The 20,870-nt window shown below is 50.5% G+C and carries 23 protein-coding genes; 9 read left to right on the top strand and 14 right to left on the bottom strand.

What is annotated here, in order from left to right; genetic code table 11:
* Window positions 1–84: 84 nt before the first annotated feature.
* From ACTRXD_RS05585 to ACTRXD_RS05570, 4 genes are all read left to right on the top strand, one after another.
* Complete coding sequence (locus tag ACTRXD_RS05585; protein WP_442430855.1) at window positions 85–1,194, top strand: HEAT repeat domain-containing protein; 1,110 nt, start codon at window positions 85–87, stop codon at window positions 1,192–1,194.
* A gap of 107 nt (window positions 1,195–1,301) precedes the next feature.
* The gene (locus ACTRXD_RS05580) at window positions 1,302–2,396 is read left to right on the top strand and encodes a HEAT repeat domain-containing protein (protein WP_442430854.1); all 1,095 of its coding nucleotides are present in this window, start codon (window positions 1,302–1,304) and stop codon (window positions 2,394–2,396) included.
* Window positions 2,397–2,429: 33 nt separating this feature from the next.
* The gene (locus ACTRXD_RS05575) at window positions 2,430–3,533 is read left to right on the top strand and encodes a HEAT repeat domain-containing protein (protein ID WP_442430853.1); all 1,104 of its coding nucleotides are present in this window, start codon (window positions 2,430–2,432) and stop codon (window positions 3,531–3,533) included.
* Window positions 3,534–3,693: 160 nt separating this feature from the next.
* A complete protein-coding gene (locus tag ACTRXD_RS05570; RefSeq protein WP_442430852.1) occupies window positions 3,694–4,125 on the top strand; it encodes a hypothetical protein in 432 nt (143 codons plus the stop codon).
* A 285-nt stretch (window positions 4,126–4,410) separates the two neighbouring features.
* Here the strand turns inward: ACTRXD_RS05570 and ACTRXD_RS05565 are convergent, their stop codons facing one another.
* The 4 genes from ACTRXD_RS05565 to ACTRXD_RS05550 form a co-directional block, all read right to left on the bottom strand.
* The gene (locus ACTRXD_RS05565) at window positions 4,411–5,499 is read right to left on the bottom strand and encodes an LPP20 family lipoprotein (RefSeq protein ID WP_442430851.1); all 1,089 of its coding nucleotides are present in this window, start codon (window positions 5,497–5,499) and stop codon (window positions 4,411–4,413) included.
* Between the two features lie 6 nt (window positions 5,500–5,505).
* Window positions 5,506–6,948, bottom strand: coding sequence for a COG3014 family protein (locus tag ACTRXD_RS05560; RefSeq protein ID WP_442430850.1), 1,443 nt, complete (start codon window positions 6,946–6,948; stop codon window positions 5,506–5,508).
* A gap of 124 nt (window positions 6,949–7,072) precedes the next feature.
* Window positions 7,073–7,696, bottom strand: a complete 624-nt coding sequence (locus ACTRXD_RS05555; RefSeq protein ID WP_442430849.1) for a penicillin-binding protein activator LpoB — start codon at window positions 7,694–7,696, stop codon at window positions 7,073–7,075.
* 59 nt (window positions 7,697–7,755) lie between these two features.
* Window positions 7,756–8,328 (bottom strand): hypothetical protein, encoded by a 573-nt coding sequence (locus tag ACTRXD_RS05550; protein ID WP_442430848.1) that lies wholly within the window; start codon window positions 8,326–8,328, stop codon window positions 7,756–7,758.
* Window positions 8,329–8,511: 183 nt separating this feature from the next.
* Here ACTRXD_RS05550 and ACTRXD_RS05545 point away from each other — a divergent pair, with 183 nt between their 5' ends.
* The gene (locus ACTRXD_RS05545) at window positions 8,512–8,682 is read left to right on the top strand and encodes a hypothetical protein (protein ID WP_312641440.1); all 171 of its coding nucleotides are present in this window, start codon (window positions 8,512–8,514) and stop codon (window positions 8,680–8,682) included.
* A 100-nt stretch (window positions 8,683–8,782) separates the two neighbouring features.
* Here the strand turns inward: ACTRXD_RS05545 and ACTRXD_RS05540 are convergent, their stop codons facing one another.
* Window positions 8,783–9,220 (bottom strand): DUF3015 family protein, encoded by a 438-nt coding sequence (locus tag ACTRXD_RS05540; protein ID WP_442430847.1) that lies wholly within the window; start codon window positions 9,218–9,220, stop codon window positions 8,783–8,785.
* 172 nt (window positions 9,221–9,392) lie between these two features.
* On the opposite strand from ACTRXD_RS05540, the gene ACTRXD_RS05535 reads away from it, so the two are divergent.
* From ACTRXD_RS05535 to acs, 3 genes are all read left to right on the top strand, one after another.
* On the top strand, window positions 9,393–10,949 hold the full coding sequence (locus ACTRXD_RS05535) for a DUF4301 family protein (protein ID WP_442430846.1): 1,557 nt from the start codon (window positions 9,393–9,395) through the stop codon (window positions 10,947–10,949).
* Between the two features lie 172 nt (window positions 10,950–11,121).
* Window positions 11,122–11,811, top strand: a complete 690-nt coding sequence (locus ACTRXD_RS05530) for an inorganic pyrophosphatase (protein ID WP_442430845.1) — start codon at window positions 11,122–11,124, stop codon at window positions 11,809–11,811.
* Between the two features lie 258 nt (window positions 11,812–12,069).
* Complete coding sequence (acs, locus tag ACTRXD_RS05525) at window positions 12,070–13,956, top strand: acetate--CoA ligase (protein WP_442430844.1); 1,887 nt, start codon at window positions 12,070–12,072, stop codon at window positions 13,954–13,956.
* Window positions 13,957–14,600: 644 nt separating this feature from the next.
* On the opposite strand, the gene ACTRXD_RS05520 is transcribed toward acs, so the two are convergent.
* Window positions 14,601–14,795, bottom strand: a complete 195-nt coding sequence (locus tag ACTRXD_RS05520; protein WP_442430843.1) for a hypothetical protein — start codon at window positions 14,793–14,795, stop codon at window positions 14,601–14,603.
* Window positions 14,796–14,952: 157 nt separating this feature from the next.
* Here ACTRXD_RS05520 and ACTRXD_RS05515 point away from each other — a divergent pair, with 157 nt between their 5' ends.
* Window positions 14,953–15,387, top strand: a complete 435-nt coding sequence (locus tag ACTRXD_RS05515; RefSeq protein WP_442430842.1) for an AMP-binding enzyme — start codon at window positions 14,953–14,955, stop codon at window positions 15,385–15,387.
* A 50-nt stretch (window positions 15,388–15,437) separates the two neighbouring features.
* Here ACTRXD_RS05515 and ACTRXD_RS05510 read toward each other — a convergent pair whose 3' ends face one another.
* The 8 genes from ACTRXD_RS05510 to ACTRXD_RS05475 all read right to left on the bottom strand — a co-directional run bounded on the left by ACTRXD_RS05510 (window position 15,438) and on the right by ACTRXD_RS05475 (window position 20,860).
* Window positions 15,438–15,911, bottom strand: a complete 474-nt coding sequence (locus ACTRXD_RS05510; protein WP_442430841.1) for a hypothetical protein — start codon at window positions 15,909–15,911, stop codon at window positions 15,438–15,440.
* 110 nt (window positions 15,912–16,021) lie between these two features.
* Window positions 16,022–16,144 (bottom strand): hypothetical protein, encoded by a 123-nt coding sequence (locus tag ACTRXD_RS05505; protein ID WP_442430840.1) that lies wholly within the window; start codon window positions 16,142–16,144, stop codon window positions 16,022–16,024.
* Entirely contained in the window at window positions 16,144–16,998 is an 855-nt protein-coding gene (gene hypB, locus ACTRXD_RS05500; protein WP_442430839.1) for a hydrogenase nickel incorporation protein HypB, read from the bottom strand. Before hypB ends, ACTRXD_RS05505 begins: the two co-directional genes overlap by 1 nt.
* Complete coding sequence (locus ACTRXD_RS05495; protein WP_442430838.1) at window positions 16,998–17,327, bottom strand: hydrogenase maturation nickel metallochaperone HypA/HybF; 330 nt, start codon at window positions 17,325–17,327, stop codon at window positions 16,998–17,000. Before ACTRXD_RS05495 ends, hypB begins: the two co-directional genes overlap by 1 nt.
* Window positions 17,315–17,881, bottom strand: coding sequence for a hypothetical protein (locus ACTRXD_RS05490; protein WP_442430837.1), 567 nt, complete (start codon window positions 17,879–17,881; stop codon window positions 17,315–17,317). The genes ACTRXD_RS05495 and ACTRXD_RS05490 overlap by 13 nt, the downstream gene beginning before the upstream one ends.
* Window positions 17,882–17,893: 12 nt before the next feature.
* Window positions 17,894–18,934 carry a hydrogenase expression/formation protein HypE gene (hypE, locus tag ACTRXD_RS05485; RefSeq protein WP_442431016.1) on the bottom strand — a complete coding sequence of 347 codons (1,041 nt, stop codon included), beginning with the start codon at window positions 18,932–18,934 and terminating at the stop codon, window positions 17,894–17,896.
* A 91-nt stretch (window positions 18,935–19,025) separates the two neighbouring features.
* Window positions 19,026–20,171 (bottom strand): hydrogenase formation protein HypD, encoded by a 1,146-nt coding sequence (hypD, locus tag ACTRXD_RS05480; RefSeq protein WP_442430836.1) that lies wholly within the window; start codon window positions 20,169–20,171, stop codon window positions 19,026–19,028.
* Window positions 20,168–20,860, bottom strand: a complete 693-nt coding sequence (locus tag ACTRXD_RS05475; RefSeq protein ID WP_442430835.1) for a D-sedoheptulose-7-phosphate isomerase — start codon at window positions 20,858–20,860, stop codon at window positions 20,168–20,170. Before ACTRXD_RS05475 ends, hypD begins: the two co-directional genes overlap by 4 nt.
* Between the last annotated feature and the right edge of the window lie 10 nt (window positions 20,861–20,870).

Genomic DNA, 20,870 nt, shown 5'->3' with positions numbered 1-20,870 from the left:
AATTCGTTTAGAACCGTTTGTTCCGTTGCCTTTGCTTACGTTGCAGTCCACAATGATTAAAAAATCAGAAGCAAGGAGGAAGGTATGAAAGCCTGGCCTGTTTTCTTCATTTTCGTGATATTGGGTATCGGAGGCATGGCAGCCGAAGCCCGCCAAATTCCTCTCACGCCAGGGCAAAAAGCTCAATTAGAAACGGCCCAGACGGTATTGGTGGAAGTCCTTGCCTTAACGGAAAAAGGGACGTATGACCCTAGTCCACTGGTGGCCACGGTCAAGGCGCGCTTGGAAGACATTGGGTATACGGTCACCACGGACCGCTCCCAGCCGCACGATGTATCAGTGAAAGTTAAATGTGAAGAAGCTAAAACGTCGACCCGCACCTCTCCCTCCGGCGGAGATGTGGACCTGGCTGATGCACCCAACCGCCTCTGGAAGGGGCCGGCCTGTCTGTTGACGTATTTCCTCCAACAGAACAATTTTCAATGGAAAAAAGAAGTGCGCACGACCTTTCCTGATGCCAGGCAGGCGGCCCAGCAGGCCCAGGTTGACGATGCCGGAGCCTATGCCATGGACCAGCTCAACCAACGGCTCGCGGAATATGACTTCCCCGTCCTGCTCTCGGCCGAATGGGGTCAAATCGACCGCCTGCTCAAACTGTTGGATAACCCCAAGACGCCCAAACTCCGGAAGGTGAAAATTCTTTCCGTCCTCAGCGATGTGCATGCGGAAGACGCCCTCCCCCAACTGACTAAACTTCTCGAGTCCACCGACTTGCAGCAAGAAACCATCAATGCGCTTTCAGGCGCAGGAGCCGATTCCATACCGGTCCTCATCGATTTATTCCAAACCAGTCCTCAATCCAACATGCGGGCGGAAGCGGCAAAAGCCTTAGGGGATATTGCAGCCAGGACGGGAGATCCCCGCACGATTCCCCCATTGGTGGAATATGTTTCCGAAGTCTTACCCCAATTGAAAACCTCTGAAGATATTGATTTTCCTCTGCTCACTGAAGTGGTCTGGGCGATTGGGAAATTACGATGGGCCCACTCTATGAAGCCAATTTCAGAACTACAGGATAAAGTGTGGCTGATTCATGACAATTCAGAAGAAATGGCTGAGTTGCGAGAGGCCACTAATTGGACCTATAAAGCAATAGAATTGCAAGATGCTGCCATGTTGCCGTCGTATTGTTAATATACGGTACGATTGAAGAAATTCCGTTCAACTTCCTGTTAACCAAGTCATACCCCCATGGGACTCATGAGGGGGTTGGACTTGGCGATAATGTAAGGAGGTTACTCATGACACGCTGGTCTATTTTTTTCATTTTCGCAATATTGTGTGTCGTAACCATTGAATCCGAGGCCCGCCGAATTCACCTCACACCAGAGCAAAAAACGCAATTAGAGAAAGCCCAGACCGTGTTGGTGGAGGTCCTCGCCCTAACAGAAAAAGGGACCTATGATCCCAGTCCACTGGTTGCCACAGTCAAGGCACGCTTGGAAGACATAGGGTATACGGTCACCACGGACCGCTCCCAGCCGCACGATGTGGCAGTGAAAGTTAAATGTGAAGAAGCTAAAACCTCGACCGGCACCTCCCCCACCGGAGGAGACGTAGATCTGGCTGATGCCCCTGACCGACTCTGGAAAGGGCCGGCCTGTCTCTTGACGTATTTCCTCCAAAACAATGATTTGCAATGGAAAAAAGAGGTACGCACGACATTTGCCGATGCCAGGCAAGCTGCTCAAAAGGCTCAGGCTGAGGATGCCGGAGCCTATGCCATGGACCAGCTCAACCAACGGCTCGCGGAATATGACTTCCCGGTTTTGCTCTCGGCCGAATGGGGTCAAATCGATCGTCTGCTCAAACTGTTGGATAACCCCAAGACGCCCAAACTCCGGAAGGTGAAAATTCTTTCCGTCCTTAGCGATGTGCATGCCGAGGAGGCACTGCCGCAACTGACCAAACTTCTCGAGTCCACCGACTTGCAGCAAGAAACCATCAATGCGCTTTCAGGGGCTGGAGGACATTCCATACCCTTGCTCATCGACCTATTCCAAACCAGCAGGCAGTCAAGCATACGAGCCGAAGCGGCAAAAGCCTTGGGGGATATTGCGGCCAAGACGGGGGACCCCCGTCCGATTCCCCCTTTGGTGCGATACGTGTCTGCGCTATTACCGCAATTGAAAACCTCGGAAAATATTGATTTTCCTGTACTCACTGAAGTGGTCTGGGCAATTGGCAAGCAGCGATGGGAGGGGTCACTTAAACCCATGAGAGAGCTTCAGCAGAAGATTTGGGTGATTTTTGACAATTCGAAGGAAATGGCCGATTTACGGGAGGCTACGAGTTGGACCTATAAACAAATAGACTTGGATGGTCATCTCAGTTAAAACCTCACAATATTGGATATCGGGAGATCAGGCATGAGGACATGGGCGGCATTTGGATTCATCTCCATAGTATTGCTCGTTGGGTTATTTGGTTCAGAGAGTTTTGCCCGACGGACGTATCTCAACCAAGAACAAAAGGCGCAACTCGAGGCCATTCAAACAATTATGATTCACGTCTTGGCGTTGACAGAACGGGGCAAAGTCGATGGAACAGTCATTGAAAATGTGGTGAGACAACGTTTAGAAGAATTGGGCTATACCGTGGTAACCAATCGCGATGCTCCATTCGATGTAAGGGTAAACGTCAAATGCGAAGAAGTAAAAAAATGGTCGGGAACCACTCGCGGGGGCGGTGATGCGGACCATTCCGGCGCCCCATCCCGTCTCTGGAAAGGCCCGGCCTGCCTCTTTTCCTATCAATTGGATGGACGAGACTTAGGGTGGTACAAAGAAGCCCGCACCAGTTTTGAAGATCCGGGCGAAGCCGCTAAGGTCGCTCACGCTCCACAATCCGGTCTTTATGCGATTCAACAATTAGCCGAACGGATTCAAGAATTTGATTTTCCCGTTATGCTCGCTACGGAATGGGGGCATGATGCCCGCTTGTTCAAGTTACTCAATAACCCCCAGACGCCCAATAAACGCAAGCTAAGAATTTTATCCCTGCTGCCTCAAGTGGAATCACACGATACCCTGCCTTTACTAAAAGAACTCATTCAAGATCCTGAACTAGCAGAAGAGGCCATCGTCGCGCTTTCCAGCACGGGGAGCGAAGGCATTCCCCTCTTAACGGATATTTTTCAAACCCAGAAAGACTCGAAGATTCGAGCGGCCGCAGCTAAAGGATTAGGGGAAATTGGTGCCCATACCGGAGACCCTTCAGTCACCCCACCAATGCTTGATTATGTGGTTGAAAATCTACCTCACCTGAAATCCTCTTCGGACATCGATTTCCCGGTTCTGACAGAGGTCGTGTGGAGTTTGGGCAAACTGCGTAATGAAAAGTCTATCGCCCCGATTAATGAGCTACAAAGCAAAATCTGGGTGATTTTTGACAATTCGAAGGAAATGGCCGAACTGCGGGAGGCCACGAGCTGGACCTATAAACAAATCGATATGGATTGGCAGGTTCAGTAGGCAAAGCTATTTTGAATCTCAACCAATGTCCCATCAGCCAGATTCATCTTGACGGCCATCAGCTGACGTCATGAGATTGGTTCCCACCCAGCTTACCTGCATTGGTCTTTTCTTTATGGTACTACTTATGGTTGCTTATGCGGAAAGAGGCTCCACACAAATGGTCGGAGAGCTCGGAGAAATGGACCGCCTGGAGCAACATGCCGAAGACGCGATTGCGAATGGAGACCCCGAGGGCGCCGCACTTTCCATTGGGAAGGCCGCTCTCATGGCAAAAATTCTCGCTCAAAAGGAAGAGCACCAACAGACTGGCTCTCTGTATCAAGCAGCAGAAACCCTATTTAGAGGCCAAGAACAGGGCTATCGTGCCTTCGCACTTTTTGAACGAGCGGGAGGACAGCCTCCGGCCTCCAGGGGTGTATGCCAATACCTCGCAGATGCTGATGAAAAGGTGAAACAATCACAGAAGGACCTGAGGGCCTTGCCCGATTTCACCAATGAATCGTTGAGGGACCGCCGGCACCGGCACATCGAAAAGACCCAAGAATGGGAAAGACTTCTCCAGGGGCTGGAGCAAGACTTGTCATGTTAGCCTGTTCTTAATTTGTCTGACCCGCCAGATCTATCTCCGTCGTCACAAAGAAAAAAGAGACGTCTTAAAAAGACCAAGAATACCGTGTGTTAGTGGGAGGGTTGAATAATAAAGATTTTCAAGGGCAAATTTGCCCAGGATTAGATTACTCATCAAAGGCTCCAGGTCGGTTCAAAAAAGTCCGTCCAGCAAGGCCGCAGCCGTTTTTACGCACGGAGCGTACGCGTAGTACGTGAGTACGGAAAAATGGCGAGAACGCCGCTGGCGGCTTTTTTCAACAGACCCTTAGTGAGAACAGGCGTTAGGAACTCTCTGACTCAGTGACGGATCCGGTTCGACACTAAACACGGACCGAGTGAGCAGACGGGCGATTTCTTTGGAGATGACCTCCTGCATGACTTTGCTGGCACGAATCCGTGCTTCCTTTTCGGTTACATGCCCTTCCCGTCCCGTCTCCGAAATCACCCCGATAAGTCGATGAGAAGGATTTTCATAGATATCGATATCGCCACACCATCGCACATATTTGAACAAGGGATCCGGTAAATTTACTGTCCAAAATTGTCCTTGCCCAACAATAGCCAGGTCCGCAACCTCAGAGGACTTTGAATCGGCGGGACGGCCTAATAAGCCTTCCTGCTTGAGCCCCTCCAAAATCGCACGTTCAATATCCTCATGGTATTCTCCTTCAATCGCCACCGAGATAACCAAGTTTTGGGCGACAAAATCCATAAATTCACGTTGGATCTGTGGGATACGATAGGACGGGGGCAGACTGTCTCCACTGGTGCGGATCACCCGAAGATCTGTATTGAGGGTATCCCGATCAGCTAATAAAATCATGGCTTCTTTGTAGCCTCGGATGCGTTGAATTTTCTGAGGATGTGTTCGGCCTTGATGAATCATGTTCTTGATCTTCGTATCCCATTCCTGTAATCGTTCCAGAATAGCTTTCTCAGCCTGTTGCCGGTCGAGGCCCGCCAAAGCCCAAAAATGTCTGGTAGACGGCTGATACCAGAGATCTAATATCTGCACATTTTCCAGTGCTTTGCTGGTCGTCACCTGTGTCCGTTGGTCCAGTTGTAACTCCCGTCGTGTTTGGCTCCCCACCCCGGACTCTTGAATGGAATACGTTTCATGGTCCATCGATTGGGTGTTTACCTGCGCAGTAAACACTCTGGCAATCGCGGCATACGCCCTTTTTTCAGCTTGGTCCCGGGATTCGGCTTCTCCAATGCCGGTGAGATATCGTTCAGCAGGGTATGATTGGTGAGGCGACATGATCCATTCGGGTGGGGTCTTCCCTCCAAACCAGGCACAGCCTCCGGCTAGGATGCTTACTCCACTCCATATCACTATTCTCAGGATATTCATGATTGCTTATTGGAAACTCTGGTGAATGACAAGCGTTGTTTCGCCTTTCATAAGTTGAAGCCGATGATGTTGAGACTCTCCAGCCTTCCGTCCCTGGTAATCCATGGACTGGATAGCCACGGAATAGTCACCCGGTTCAACCCAGAGTCGTGTCAACTGAAGCTCACCCGGAAGAGTTCGCCACGACCGAATATCGGCTTCTTCTGTGGCCAGGGCAAAAATTCTAGCAATCGCGCCCACCAACAGGCCGACCCAATCCTGATTGTTTCGGCCCACGGCCGCTCTGGCCCCAATGGCGATGCCTTCAGCCGCCGCCATTTTCATGGCGGATCGAGCTACTGCCCGGAGCACGAGTTCATTATAATCATCGTCCAGATTTTTTTCGGCTACGGCGGCAATATCATACACCCGCTCCGATTGGGTTTTAAAACTGGCAGTCTGATTTGTGCCTTCGATCACCTCATGGGCTAACGAGGTTTTTTTCTCCGTAAACCGGGGCAAGGCAATTCGCGCGATTTGTCCGTGAATGCCATACAGCAGAGACTCGCCGCCTCTGGTGTCCCGAGTACTCCGGCCAAACCAGGGCTTGGTAAGGGCCACCAGGTACAATGCATCTAAACTCACGGGAACATCAATAATGACATCTTCTTTCTTAGGTCCCTGGCCGTGGTAACTGATCACAATGAGTTGGGCCTGAGGGGATAGGCCATCAGAGACTGAAGAAATACTGACTTCCGGATATTTTTCACGGTACTGTCGGACTTCATCAGACAACCCCAATCGTTCTGCCGTTCGAATCAGATCAGCTTTCAGGATATCCGGAAAAACAACACGGGACCACGCCAGACTGTCCTCATAGACTTGTTCAGCCTTTCGATATCCGACATAGGCATTATTGAGATCACCGGTAATGTCATAGAGCAGCCCCACCAAATACCGAGCAAACGGATCTTCTTGGTAGGTCTCTTTTCCCTCTTGTTTATCATGAAGTACATTGAGACGGTGATCAATCCTTCGTCCCTCTACCAACGCCTCATTCCACTGTTGGAGGGCCGCATAGTTCAGCGCCTTCACCACGTTAATCATGACATGTTCATAAGGAGCCCCTTCAAAGGGCCGTTGAGCCTCATTCACGAGCAGGGCTGAGGCCTCGTCTCGAAGGTGCCTCGTATACAGGTCTTCAACAAGAGTATACGCCTCCTCCAGAACCTTATTACTTTCAACGTATTGTTCGGCCAAATGGAGCACCATGCCCTGATCCAGTAAATAGAGCAAGCGATTGTTGTCTCCATAGTCTGCCTTTGCCGATTGAATAATCGTCACAGCCTGGTCTGAGTTCCCTGCCAACAGACTATGCTCTACCTTGGCATAGTGGGACATAGGGCCACTACACCCGACAAACAAGGTGGCTCCGAGGGCAAGTAGGAGGATTCTCGGTTCAACTCTCATGGAGAAGAGGGCACGTTGGCCAAGGTGGGCTGGTGAAAAACAAGGCTCCTGACGATTAAAGCCAAGGAGAGAGAAGGACCGAACAACCGACCGCACGTCACGGAAGGGATTTGATGACCCTGCGTTAAAAGAGGAGACGTTTACGCTCGACGACTTTTTTGATTTTTTTCTGTCCGTACCAGGATTTCACATTCGTCTCAACATTGATGAGATCTAAATCAACCTGATAATAAATTCCTTTGACCCCATCAGATTCATCCACGATCGTACTAATCGTGCCCTTCATCATAAAATCCGCCCCCAATTCCTGGCCAGGGCGTTTCTGAGTATCTTCCCTGGCATGAACCGCTTGCTCTTGTCGCTCCTGACGAATTTCATCGCGATCCCGTTGACTTGCCACAAATAGCACTCTTTGAGAATTGGTCATTTCCCGTTCCAAGTCCGTCACAAAGGTGCCCACATCGATATGTTCATGGCTTTTATTGAGGATCGTCCCAACAATCACCGTCGGGACTCGATTGTGTTGATTCGTAAAGTTTTCCAACCAAGGCCTGCTCACCATTTCCTTCATCATGGCTTCGGCCACTAACTTTGAGTCCGTGTCATTCCACCGACCACTAAAATCGGTCACGACTCCGGGGTCTACTCTGGTCACCTTTTTTTCTTTTCCGCATCCGCCCAATAAGAGTAGGCAGAGACAGGGGACAACAACCGCGCAAGATTTGATCAGTCGAGTAATGGGGAGCAAGATGATTCCTTTGTGATGATGAACCAAGAAGGCAAAAGGCCGCCAATTAAAAACATGGGTCAAAGCCCGCCCGGGCGCTTGGCTTCTTCCTGCTCCAATTTTTTAAAGGCCTTTTCAGCGTTTTTGCGGACAAAGTCCCGAACCTCTTCGTCCAGTTCCTGCGCTTGTTGCAGCGCTTCCTTCATTTCCGCAAAGGACAGCTTGGTCAACACATAATAGGTGGAGGTCTCTTCGTCCTTGTAACGGTCAATGGGACGAACTCCATTTAAGGTCACAGCCGAAAAGGTCTTGACCGCCCGTTCTACGTTTTGCTCTTCCGTTGATTTGGTGAAATTCCCCGCAGAGGTTGAAGCGGCATAGTCCTGCATCAGATAGGCCGAATAGGTGCGAAAAGTTTTTGCCAACTCGGCGCGTGCCCGATTTTCAGCAGTTTCCCAAGCAAGCGGTTCATTTTTCACTCCGACGACCGCTCCAACACCATAAATGGACTTGGAGTCATCGGCATTCATCACACCCGATCCTTCCTCGACCCACTTAGGAGGACCTCCACATGCCACAAGCATGAAAGCGAGAAGAGCACACCCTCCGATGCGGAGAACCATTCGACGCATATCATGGCCTTGTTCAATCATTAGGGTACCCTAACCTTTTTAAGAAAATTTTTATTAGAGTTTCCTGTCAGACGGGCTAAGAAAATGCTAGCATTGGACCTACAACCTGTCAAGAAAATTGAACTTTTCACTAACTCACCCTGCCTCACACCGAATTTCATTCATCATCATTCGAGACATGCAGGAAACCAAGGAGGATGTATTGTGGCTGATGTAACAATTGAGGACGGCATTATCCGGGTGAAAGAACTCGACATTCAGGATGGAAAAGCCGCCAAGGCTTTGGCTGAATATCCGGAAGCCAAATGGGCGGAAATTACCAGGCGTGCGGTAAAGATTGGCCTGGGCTTTTTAAAAGGAGGGGCAGAGCCTTGACCATGTCCTCCAAACTTTTAATAGCCTAAGTGCTTTTTAGATAATGATGAATGTCTCAAATGGGAAACACCACGTGACCGGGACATTAACCCAAGCCGGGTTATAGATTTGAGGACGCAGAATCAATTCCGGCCTGCTGGGCATGACCGATAAATCTGTTTAATTGATCATCTCCAAGCAAAATGGGTATCTCAACCAGGACAGGATACTCGTTCTGAAGTAATGCCTGAAAGTGAGCCTGGTGAAGAGATGGGACACCTAGAATCGTCCCGAAGGCCTGGACATATTCCCCGTGCCCTTGGGCGATTTCTTGAAGGAGGACGTCATGGTTGGTCACCACAAAGGCTCTGGCATGTTCGCCATGTTTGACAAGCCCATCTTCCGTCCACCAGGATTTGCCGGAGGTGGAGGACAAAAAATTGGTGGTGGTATCCGAAGTGGTATCGAGTGTGGCCTTGAAAGTACAACCGGAAGAAATTCCCAACAAAAAGACTCCTAATACCGCGAGCCCTTGAAACGTTTTAAGGCTTTGTATCATGATAGTTCTCCTTGCCTGAGTTCATAAACATGACAGAGATGTCATAACGCTTTACAATTGGATTTTTGTCGGATCGAGTGCATCAAAACTTTGACATTTTTCATCATGAAATACAACTTCTATCTGATGTGATCTCCGATCAATCTCGGTTAAACTGGAATACACAAACGCCATGCTGACGCCTGAGGATCATCTTGAGTTAATACGCCGCGGGATTTCCACGTTTCAGGTGGAATCACAACTTCAGCGACTGCGTCATGGAGTCCCTCCGATCACCATCATTCGTCCATGCCGGTTGAACGATGGGATTGTCCAACTCCGTCCAGAACACTTCTCCAAGTACCAACAACAGTTTGAAGCGGCCCGTCAGGCGGACCGAGTCAGTAAATTTATTCCTGCATCCGGAGCCGCCACTCGTATGTTCAATGACCTCCTCAAATTTTTGTCCCAGGAGGCCTCACCCGAATCCTCTTCAAATCAGGCCCCATCTCTTCCCCACGCTGTCGATCAGGCCTGGACGCGCTTACAGGATTTCCCGTTTATTCCTGATTTAGAACAGTATCTCCATGGGCAGGGACAACTCCCTCCAACGGATCAGCATACACATGATATCAATACGATTCTTCAAGCGGTCCTCAAGACGCCCGGACTTGGCTATGCCGAATTGCCCAAGGCCCTCCTCTCCTTCCATCGCTACCAAGAGGGACCCCGCACCGCACTCGAGGAACATATTCACGAAGCCATCAGATATCATCCCAATCAACTCAATTCAATAAAGATTCATTTGACCGTTTCTCCTCAATTTGAACAAGCCATTAAAACCCATTTGCATACCATCCAACAGACTTTGGGAAGACAGGGGTGGAAACTTGATTGCACGGTCTCCTTCCAAAAACCATCGACCGACACCGTCGCGCTAGACTCTGCCAACCAGCCATTTCGTGGCGAAGATGGCACTCTGGTTTTTCGACCGGGAGGGCATGGGGCGCTATTGGAAAATTTAAATGACTACCAGGGAGACATCATTTTCATTTCCAATATCGACAACGTCGTCCCTGATCATTTGAAAGATCCGATTGTCGCATGGAGAAAGGCATTGGGAGGCTACCTGATGGAGCTTCAACAACATGCGTTTCACCATATAGCACAACTCAGCTCGCTCCCCGCAGATGCGAAAAATGTCCATCAGGCGGAAACCTGTATCCTGCAAGAACTCCTTCTTCCACTTCCCCAATCGTATCGAGAATTGGCGCTTCCCGATCAAGCCACATTATTAAAGCAGTATCTAGATCGGCCCATCCGTGTCTGTGGGGTTGTCCCCAATACCGGCGATCCGGGCGGAGGACCATTTTGGGTTGCGCACCCCGAGGACGCCCCGTCCAGGCAAATCGTCGAGCAATCCCAAGTCAATCCCGATTCTGAAGCTCAACAAAAGCTCTTTACCTCTGGAACTCATTTCAATCCGGTTGATCTGGTCTGCGGAGTCCGTGATTTTCAAGGTAATCCCTTTAACCTCCTGGAGTACGTCGATCCCGGAACCGGCTTCATCGGCATGAAATCCTACCAGGGTCGTCCCCTCAAAGCCTTGGAATGGCCAGGCCTGTGGAATGGAGGAATGGCACATTGGATTACCATTTTCGTGGAAATTCCCCGCGCCAACTTTAATCCCGTCAAAACCTTCCTTGATTGGCTTCACCCCGCCCATCAACCTCAGACAAGACAGTCGTAACTCTGCTCCCGGTTTGGTACTCATCTGTTTCGTTTTTCTTCGTTCCTGTTCAATAATTACCAGCATCCCAGGCACGCGTGGCCGGTTAAGATGAAGAAGATTCAGACCGAAACCTACTGGAGGTCATTGCGCCTTAACCGGGCTCACTCATCCCACACCTGGAAAAATTTTTATGAACGAACAAGAATTTTTCTCACTTTGGCAAAATTTTGGATTTCCCTGTAAATCCCATCCGTGGCACGGTGTCGAAATAGGAGAAGAGGCACCACTCACCGTCACGGTCTATGTGGAAATAGTGCCCACGGACACGGTTAAATATGAATTGGATAAAAAGTCCGGCCATTTACGAGTGGACCGGCCCCAGCGCTATTCCAATGTGTGCCCCACGCTGTATGGATTAATACCTCAAACTTACTGCGGGCAATCTGTCGCAGCATTCAGTGCCGAATGTACCCATCGGCCTGGCCTCGTCGGTGACCTGGATCCATTAGACATTTGTGTTTTGACTGAGAAAAGCATTATCCATGGAGATGTTTTGCTCCAAGCCATTCCGATTGGTGGCTTACGTATGATCGATGGGGATGAAGCCGATGATAAAATTGTGGCCGTCCTTAAGGGTGATGCGCTCCATGAACAATGGACCGATATCAAGGCCTGTCCCGTCCACTTTGTGGAACGTCTCATGCATTACTTCCTGACTTACAAAGATGCTCCCGGCTCCCAAAAAAAGAATTGCGAAATTACACATGTGTATGGCCGCGAGGAAGCCCATGAGGTCATTCGCCGCAGTCAACAGGATTACGCCGCGAAATATGGACGCCTCCAAGCCCAACTTGCCAAACCCCGCCATGCACTAAATTAAAAACACAGCCCCTCTGAACTTCTCTCATCCATCTCAATGCCATTTTAAATAAAAGTCCCAAGGGCTTGCGGTCAGCGACGGGTCTTTCGTTCATAGCCTCCAAACCCTTTTCAATGCTCACCTCTTTTTCACAGTCTTTAATCCCTGCCCTCTTGAAGCAACGAGCCAAGGACAGCATAATGGGCTTAACAGCCTTCTCGCTGAGAAAACATGTTCTTGGTGGTGTCCCAAATGCGTAACTAAGGAGGAACAAACCTGATGAGTGAAAATATTGAAACACTGCAACGATCAACCCGGGTCATTCCTCCCTCACCCGACGTCACCGCCAACGCCCATATTCAAGATTATGAAAGCGCTTACAAACAGTCCATTGCGAATCCTGAAAAATTCTGGGACGGCATTGCCAAGGAACTCCACTGGTTTTCTCCCTGGAATAAGGTCTTGGACTGGAACTATCCCTGGGCCAAATGGTTCGTGGGAGGTACCTGCAACATTGCTTACAACTGTCTCGATCGCCATGTCCAAACCTGGCGAAAAAACAAAGTGGCCGTCATCTGGGTCGGAGAAGAAGGCCAGGAACGAATCCTGACTTATGGCGAGTTATACCGGCAGGTCAACAAGTGCGCCAATGCCCTCAAAAGCCTGGGCCTCAACCAGGGCGACCGGGTGACCATCTATCTCCCGAAAATCCCCGAGCAAATTGTGGCCATGTTGGCCTGTGCTCGCATCGGAGTGATCCATACGGTGGTGTATTCCGGTTTTAGTGCCACAGCGTTAGCGGCACGCATAGAGGCATGCCAAGCGCGGGTGGTCATCACCGCGGATGTGGGGTATGACCGCAGTCGGAAAATCCCCCTCAAGCCGGTCGTCGATGAAGCCGTTGCCAAATGCCAGACCGTGGAAAAAGTCATCGTGGTCCAACGGGAACAATCATCCTCCCCTCTTCAGGCCCCGAAGGAATTGGATTGGGAAGCCTGGCTCAAAGACCAATCTCCAAAGTGTGAAGCCGAACAGCTTGATTCCGAAACTCCGCTCTACATCCTCTATACTTCAGGAACCACGGGAAAACCTAAAGGTGTCGTTCATGTTCATGGCGGCTATATGGTGGGCACCTACATCACAACCAAATATGTCTTCGACCTTAAAGACGAAGATGTCTATTTTTGTGTGGCGGATCCGGGGTGGGTCACCGGTCATAGTTATATCGTCTATGGACCACTCTTAAACGGAGCCACGATTTTAACGGCAGAAGGCAAACCCGACTATCCCAATCCAGGGCGCTGGTGGGATCTCATTGAACGCTATGGCGTCTCGATTTTTTATACCACTCCGACGGCCATTCGGCTGCTCATGAAATTTGGAGAAGACTGGCCGAAAAAATACGATCTCTCCTCCCTCAAGGTTTTAGGATCGGTGGGTGAACCGATCAATCCAGAAGCCTGGGAATGGTTTCATCGGGTGACCGGTGGCACCAAACCCATCATGGATACCTGGTGGCAGACGGAAACCGGCATGATCATGGTCACACCCCTCCCCTGCGTCCCGCTCAAACCAGGCTCTGCCACCCGTGGTTTTTTAGGCATCGAAGCGGATGTCATGGACCGGGAAGGCAAGACGGTGGAGCATGGCGGCGGTTTTGCCGTCATTAAAAAACCCTGGCCATCGATGATGCGCACCATCTATAACGAGCCGGATCGCTATCTCCTGTATTGGAATACCATCCCCGGTGTATACACCGCCGGCGATGTCTGCCATAAAGATGAAGACGGCTACTTATGGTTTATGGGCCGGGCGGATGATGTCGTAAAAGTGGCCGGCAACCGGATTGGTACCGCAGAAGTCGAAAGTGCTCTCGTCAGCCATGAGGCGGTGGTGGAAGCCGCCGTTATCGGCAAACCACATCCGACCGCCGGAGAACAAATCAAAGCCTTTGTCATTCTTAAACAAGGGCAGCAGGAAACGCCCGATCTCATTAAAAGTTTGCAGGATCATGTCTTAGGGGAATTAGGCAAGATCGCCGTCCCCCGGGAAATTGAAATTGTCCCGTCGCTTCCCAAAACCCGTTCAGGCAAAATCATGCGGCGGGTATTGAAGGCCAAGGAGCTGGGACAGGACCCAGGAGACATTTCAACTCTTGAAGAATAGGAAAAAATGTATAGAGAAAAAGAAGTCCGCTTGATGGGATAAAATCAGGAATGCTATTGACCTAAACGCTCTTTAAGCTGACGAACATCAAGTTTATCTTTTTCCCGCCCGGTGGCTTCTTTATTTTGGATAAGGTACCCTTTAGATAAAAAGGGAATCATGAGGCCTTCCAAATCGACCTGTCCTTGTCTTTATAGGCTTCAACAAAGTCAACTCCGTCAATACTGGGAGTGTTGAATAATAAGGATGTTCAAGGGCAAATTTGCCCAGGATTAGATTACTCATTAAAGGCTTCGGGTCGGTTCAAAAAAGTCCGTCCAGCAAGGCCGCAGCCGTTTTTACGCGCGGAGCGTACGCGTAGTACGTGAGCACGGAAAAATGGCGAGAACGCCGCTGGCGGCTTTTTTCAACAGACCCATACTGGTGAGAAAGTCTATCAGCTAGGGGCGACTCCAATCTGAAAAACAATACCAGGTTCCATAAAGGTTTGAGGAGTCAAGGGGGAAATGGTTGCCCCGAATGCTATCAAAGAATCGTAAATTCGCTTTGAATTCTCTTTTGAACATTCAACCCAGATATCGACGTCTCCCGTCGCTCGGGGATATCTATGAACCCCAAAAGCATAAGCCCCAACCACCAGGAATTTATCCCTGTTGACGAGTAAGAGAGACAACATTTCTTTGTAGTCTTCGTTGAGCATGCTCAGGATCCAACAGGCTCCAAATTTCCGACGTCAAATCCCAGATCATAAGAAATCGTTCCGCGGGCAATGCCTGAACGAAATCATCATCAGGATCGGATAACTGTTTTAGCACCACATGCCGCCGATTCATTTTCATTAGAAAAATTATACCCGATAGCAAAAATTAACCATAGAGAAACCCGAAAAGATTTAGGATTTTCAAAAATGGTTCTCTCTTGTGTTGAATTACCGTCCCCGCTGTATACACCACCGGCGACGTCTGCCTTAAAGATGAAGACCGCTACTTATGGTGTATGGGCCGGGCGGATGATGTCGTGAAAGTCGCCGGCAACCGGGTCGGTACCGCAGAAGTCGAAAGTGCCCTAGTCAGCCATGAGGCGGTGGTGGAAACCGCCGTTATCGGCAAACCGCATCCGACCGCCGGAGAACAAATCAAAGCCTTTGTCATCCTGAAGCAAAGGCAGCAGGAAACGCCCGATCTCATTAAAAGTTTGCCGGATCATGTCTTAGCGGAATTAAGCAAGATCGCCGTCCTCCGGGAAATTGAAATTGTCCCGTCGCTTCCAAAAACCCGTTCAGGAAAAATCATGCGCCGCGTCCTAAAGGCCAAAGAGTTCGGCCAGGATCCCGGAGACATCTCAACACTCGAGGAGTATATTTTGATTGCGGATTGCGGATTCTTAGTTCAATTCATTTTACCTGAGCCCGCTGAAACTCAAGAATATTGAAACTACGGTCAAGAGAGAACAATGTCCGATTTTTTGGAAGGAACGAAAGGTTAACTCAAGAGGCTGGAGCCTGTCGTGTAAATCAGCATGAGCCCAAGGACAATCGTGATCGCGCCGATGGAGACCTGCAGACCGTTGTGAAGCCAACGTATTGAACGGGATGAATAGCGGAGGGGAATGGCGATGACCATCGAGAGGGTGGCCCTTCCCAGCATTGCTCCAAGACCGAATGTCGCAATGTAGATAATCCCTTGCAGCGTAGAAACGATTTGTTGGAATGTCAGCAGGATGAGCGCAGCGGATCCCGCCATCCCGTGCATCAAGCCAACGAAAATGGCCCGGTAAAGAAATGTGGTTGAATGTGAATGATGATGGTCCATCGTTTGGTGATTGATTTCTCCCCGATGGGAATGCGCATGCGCATGAGGAGGTTGATGAGGGTGTTTGTGAACATGAACATGAATACGACCTTGTATAATTTTCCGTAACACATCGCTTCCCATTCCTACCAGCATGACCCCCACGGCCAATTCCAGCCAGTTGGCGAGTCGTTCCGGAACCGCAGCTTCCAGAAGGATACCATCGAGCCAAACAACAGAAGCGTGATCGTGATCCCCAGCCCCCAGCTCAATTCCTACTTGAGCGTATTGGCTTCCGAATGGTTTTTGGTCGCGAATGTGGCGACCGCCGCCGCGTGGTCAGCCTCGATCGCATACCTTATTCCCACCAGAAACTCGAGCCCCAATAAACTGACCATTAGCGAACACCCTGCCGATTTGAAGCATTGATCTGTGCAGTCACCCAGTCATACCAGTGTTGAAGGCCTTCGCCAGTCGTGGCCGAAACCTGAAACACCTGAAGATTGGGATTCACCCTATGAGCAAATTCCAGGCACTTTGTAACATCAAACGTAAGATGAGGCAGAAGATCGATTTTATTCAGGATCAAGACGCTGGCATGTTGAAACATGTGCGGATACTTTAACGGCTTGTCTTCCCCTTCCGTGACAGAAAGAACCACGACTTTCGCCTGTTCCCCTAAATCAAATAACGCAGGACAGACCAGATTGCCGACATTTTCAATCAACACCAATGAATTGGATGGAGGCTGGAGTGTTTCCAAACCTCGTGCCAACATGTCGGCTTCTAAATGGCACCCGGCTCCGGTATTAATTTGTACGACCGGGCCCCCCGCTTTTCGTATGCGCTCGGCATCAAATACGGTTTCCTGATCCCCCTCGATCACCGAAATGGGTATGTCATCTTTCAAATCATGAATCGTGCGTTCGAGTAGCGTCGTTTTACCTGAGCCCGGCGAACTCACGAGATTGAGGGCCACAATATTTCTGCCGAGAAACCATCCACGATTTCGTTCAGCCAGGCGATCATTTTTCGCTAAAATGGCTTGTTCCAGGTGAACAGTGGTTTCGTGTTCATGCCGATGGTCATGGTGAGTTTCAAGTTCATGCTCGTGATGGTGGTGCCCATGATCATGGGTATCATGGGAATGAGAGTGATCGGCATGCGAATGGACGGTTTTATCGGCATGCCCGGTTTGCAAGTTCGTCACTCTCGGATTGGCTGTATCAGAGCACCCGCAAGTTATACACATCAGGCTGTCACCATGTGTTTCACAAGCAGTTCCTCTCCCGTGAGCCGCGTGATGTCGACGGAACCACACGGACATCGGCCGTAGAGTTGCTCGAGTTCAAAATGCGTTCCACAGGATCGGCATTCAGCTGTTCCCGGAATCTCAAGGATCTCCAAGTCAGCGCCTTCCACCACGGTTCCTTGACTGACAATGTCGAAACAAAACCGGATCGCTTCCGGCAATACCGCCGTGAGTTTACCGATGGCGATCGTCACACGCTTCACCGGCTCTCCACCGGCCTTTTCTGTGACAATGGACACAATATTTCGAGTGATCCCTAATTCGTGCATGCGAACCGCTCCAGAACAATGGATCCCCAGCCTGCGGTGACGTCAAAAAGAGCCGTTAAGGGTTCATTCCACAGCCGCTCGGTGAGATCGGCTTTCAGTTTTTCGAGATTGAGAGAGTCAAAAGGTGTTTCCCGGTCCGATCCTATCCGCCCCAGGAGTTCGAAAAATTGTGCAGGTACAAATCCCTTTTTGAGTTCCACGTCTACCGTTCGATCATGATGGGTTACCCACCAACGGATTTGCATGTGCTGATTGCATACAGCAGGCTGGTGGGAATCGAGTAGTTGAAACCGCCTTTGACTCACACACCGTGTCACAAACTCGATGGCATCCCGGACACCAGGACCCGGATGGGCGCTGACGACGAATAAACCCTTTCGATCCCATAACCGCTCATGAGACAGAGCCCATCCCGCCGCCTGCATGGCGCGATACCCGACGCTGGCTCCCCACACCGCGTTGTCCCGATGAAAGGCAAGAAGTCCCCCATAGGTCAACCGTTGGAGTTGCCCGTCTTCCAGGATTTCCAGTATTTCAGAATTCAATAATTTCATGACTATTCCAAACTAGCAGATTCGTGGCAATTGATCCCCCACCAGCGTATCCACGATTCGTGTTCCTCCGAAGGTGGTGGCAAGCATCACCGTTCCTGCCGGCGAGGCTTTAACTCTCCCGATGATGGCGCTGTCTTTGCCTAGGGGATGGTCCCGCATGGCCTCAACAAGTTCATGAGCGTTCTCAGAAGGGACCACCGCCACAATTTTTCCCTCATTGGCCAGGTACAGGGGGTCGAGTCCGAGAATTTCACAGGCCCCTCGAACGGATTCCCGAATAGGCACATGGGGTTCATTAATCTGAATCGACACGTTCGAGGCCGAGGCGAATTCATTGAGGACGGTGGCCAATCCGCCGCGCGTGGCATCCCGCAAACAATGGATCTGGGAACAGACATCCAGCATATGGGAAATCAGATCGTGGACTGGTTGAGTGTCGCTCTGAACATCGGCTTCCAGGGCCAATTCGTTTCGAGCCAGAAGAATGGCCACGCCGTGGTCACCGATAAAACCGTTCGTAATGATGGAATCCCCCGCCTGAGCCTTAGTTGCCGCAATGGCAACCCCTTCTCGAATCACACCGATACCCGCCGTGTTAATAAAGAGCTTATCTGCGGAACCTTTTTCAACAACCTTGGTATCTCCTGTGACTATAGAGACCCCTGCCCGATCAGCAGCCTGTTTCATGGCCGAGGCAATGAGGGCGAGGGTTTCCAAGGGGAAACCCTCTTCAATCACCAGCCCGCATGACAAAAATAGCGGGCGTGCCCCGCTGACCGCCAGGTCATTGACCGTCCCATTCACGGCCAACTCGCCAATGTTGCCTCCCGGAAAAAACAACGGATCCACCACATAGCTATCCGTCGTAAATGCCAGCCGGTCACCATGTTGGAGCAATTGCCCCAACGGAATCGTGGCCTGATCTTCTAATGTGTCAAGGATGGGATTATTAAAGGTTGGGACCAACAGATTCTGGATGAGATCTCGCATGGCTTTGCCGCCACTTCCATGAGCCAGGGTAATCCGTTGATCGTTAGTGGTTGAGTTCAGCATAGGCTTGGCCCTGACGAAAGCCGGTTGAGAGGAAGTAAGCGATTCAGGATTTAACATATTCACCCGATTCTTTACATTTTCTTATTATGACTTACACCGAGCTTCTGGCAGGATACAGATCTTCTTCAGGAATCCAGCCGTAGTTGTAGTAGGCCGCACAGGCGCCTTCCGTCGAAACCATCAACGCTCCCAAGGGATTTTGAGGGGTGCAGGCCGTGCCAAATACCTTACATTGACTCGGCTTAATCACCCCCTTCAACACTTCTCCGCATTGGCAGGACGTGGGATCGGCAATTTTCAGATTGGGAAGAGGAAATTTTCGTTCAGCGTCGAACGCAGAAAATTCCTCACGGACTCGGACCCCGGAGTGATCGATGGATCCCAACCCCCGCCATTCAAAAAATTCCCGGAGTTCAAATACGGTTTGAATGGCCTGTAACGCTTGCGTGTTCCCATCAGGAGGAACAATCCGGGTATATTGATTTTCGACTTCACAGCGTCCCTCCGCCAATTGTTTCAGAACCATCCACACGGACTGCAAAATGTCCAGTGGTTCAAAACCGGCGATAGTGATGGGCTTTCGATAATACCGGGCAATGAAGGAGTAAGGCTCGGTTCCGATCACCATGCTCACATGGCCCGGGCCTAAAAACCCGTCAAGCTGAAGATCAGGAGAATCCAGGATGGCCTTGATCGTGGGAATGATCGTGATGTGATTACAGAAAATCGAGAAATTGTTGATCCCTTCTTGCTTTGCCTGGAGAAGGGTCAACGCCGTGCTTGGCATGGTGGTCTCAAAACCAAGCCCGAAAAACACCACTTCTTTGTCAGGTTTCATTCGCGCGAGATTCAAGGCGTCCAATGGTGAATAGACCATGCGCACATCGGCTCCCTCGGCTTTGGCCTGGAGAAGATTTTTCTTGGAGCCGGTCACCCGCATGGCATCCCCGAAGGTGGTCATCATCACCCCGTCTCGCTCAGCCAGGGCGATACAATCATCCACGCGACCACGGGGAAGGACACAAACCGGACAGCCAGGGCCATGAATAAATTCCACTTCTTTCGGAAGCATTTTATTGAGGCCATAGCGAAAAATCGTGTGAGTATGCCCACCGCAGACCTCCATGATCCAGATGGGCCGATCGCGGCAGACGGGTATCCGTTTCACCAGTCCCTCAATTTCCTGGAGAAGGATCCGGGCCTTTTGGGGATCCCGAAATTCATCGACAAATTTCATGGGGTGTCCTTTTTCGTGGCCGACGCGCCGCGATGATCAGCAAGAAGGGTGTGCACGAGATCCCAAAGAATGTGATAGATCAGAACATGGCACTCTTGAATCCGGTGAATACTCTCAGTCGGCACAATCAGACAATGATCAAGAGAAGAAGATGTGGCCATGGCCCCGCCGGCTCCCCCCGTCAGGCCAATGGTGGTCAATCCCATCTCCTTGGCCTTCACAAAAGTCCGCATAATATTTTCGGAGTGACCGCTGGTTGACACTCCGATCACTCCGTCCCCGGCCTTTCCCTGAGCGATCAACTGGCGCACAAAAATGTGATCAAACCCCACATCATTTCCCACAGCGGTCATCATGGCCTGATCTGCCGCAAAATTGACGGCGGGAAGCGCAGGGCGTCCGGTGGTGACTGGATGCAAAAATTCCACGGCAATATGGGCCGCATCACAGCTCGATCCGCCATTGCCCATGGTAAACAGTCGCCCGTCTCGTTGATAAATATCCGCGACGGCCATGGCAGCGGCCACGACTTTTTCTCCCTGTGCGTCGAAAAAGGTTTGGATGACCTGCCGGCTGTCTTGTGATTTCATCCGCACCGATTCGAGCAATCCGAGTTTGACTTGTGCCGAATCTTTCGAAGACGGCTGCAGAAAGGGATAGAGGGAGGCTAATGGTTTGTGATTAGACACGCGGCCATCC

The organism is Nitrospira sp. T9, assembly GCF_052156535.1.
Lineage (GTDB): Bacteria > Nitrospirota > Nitrospiria > Nitrospirales > UBA8639 > Nitrospira_E.
Note: the sequence above shows the minus strand (reverse complement) of the source record. Positions and strands in the feature narration are given on the sequence as shown.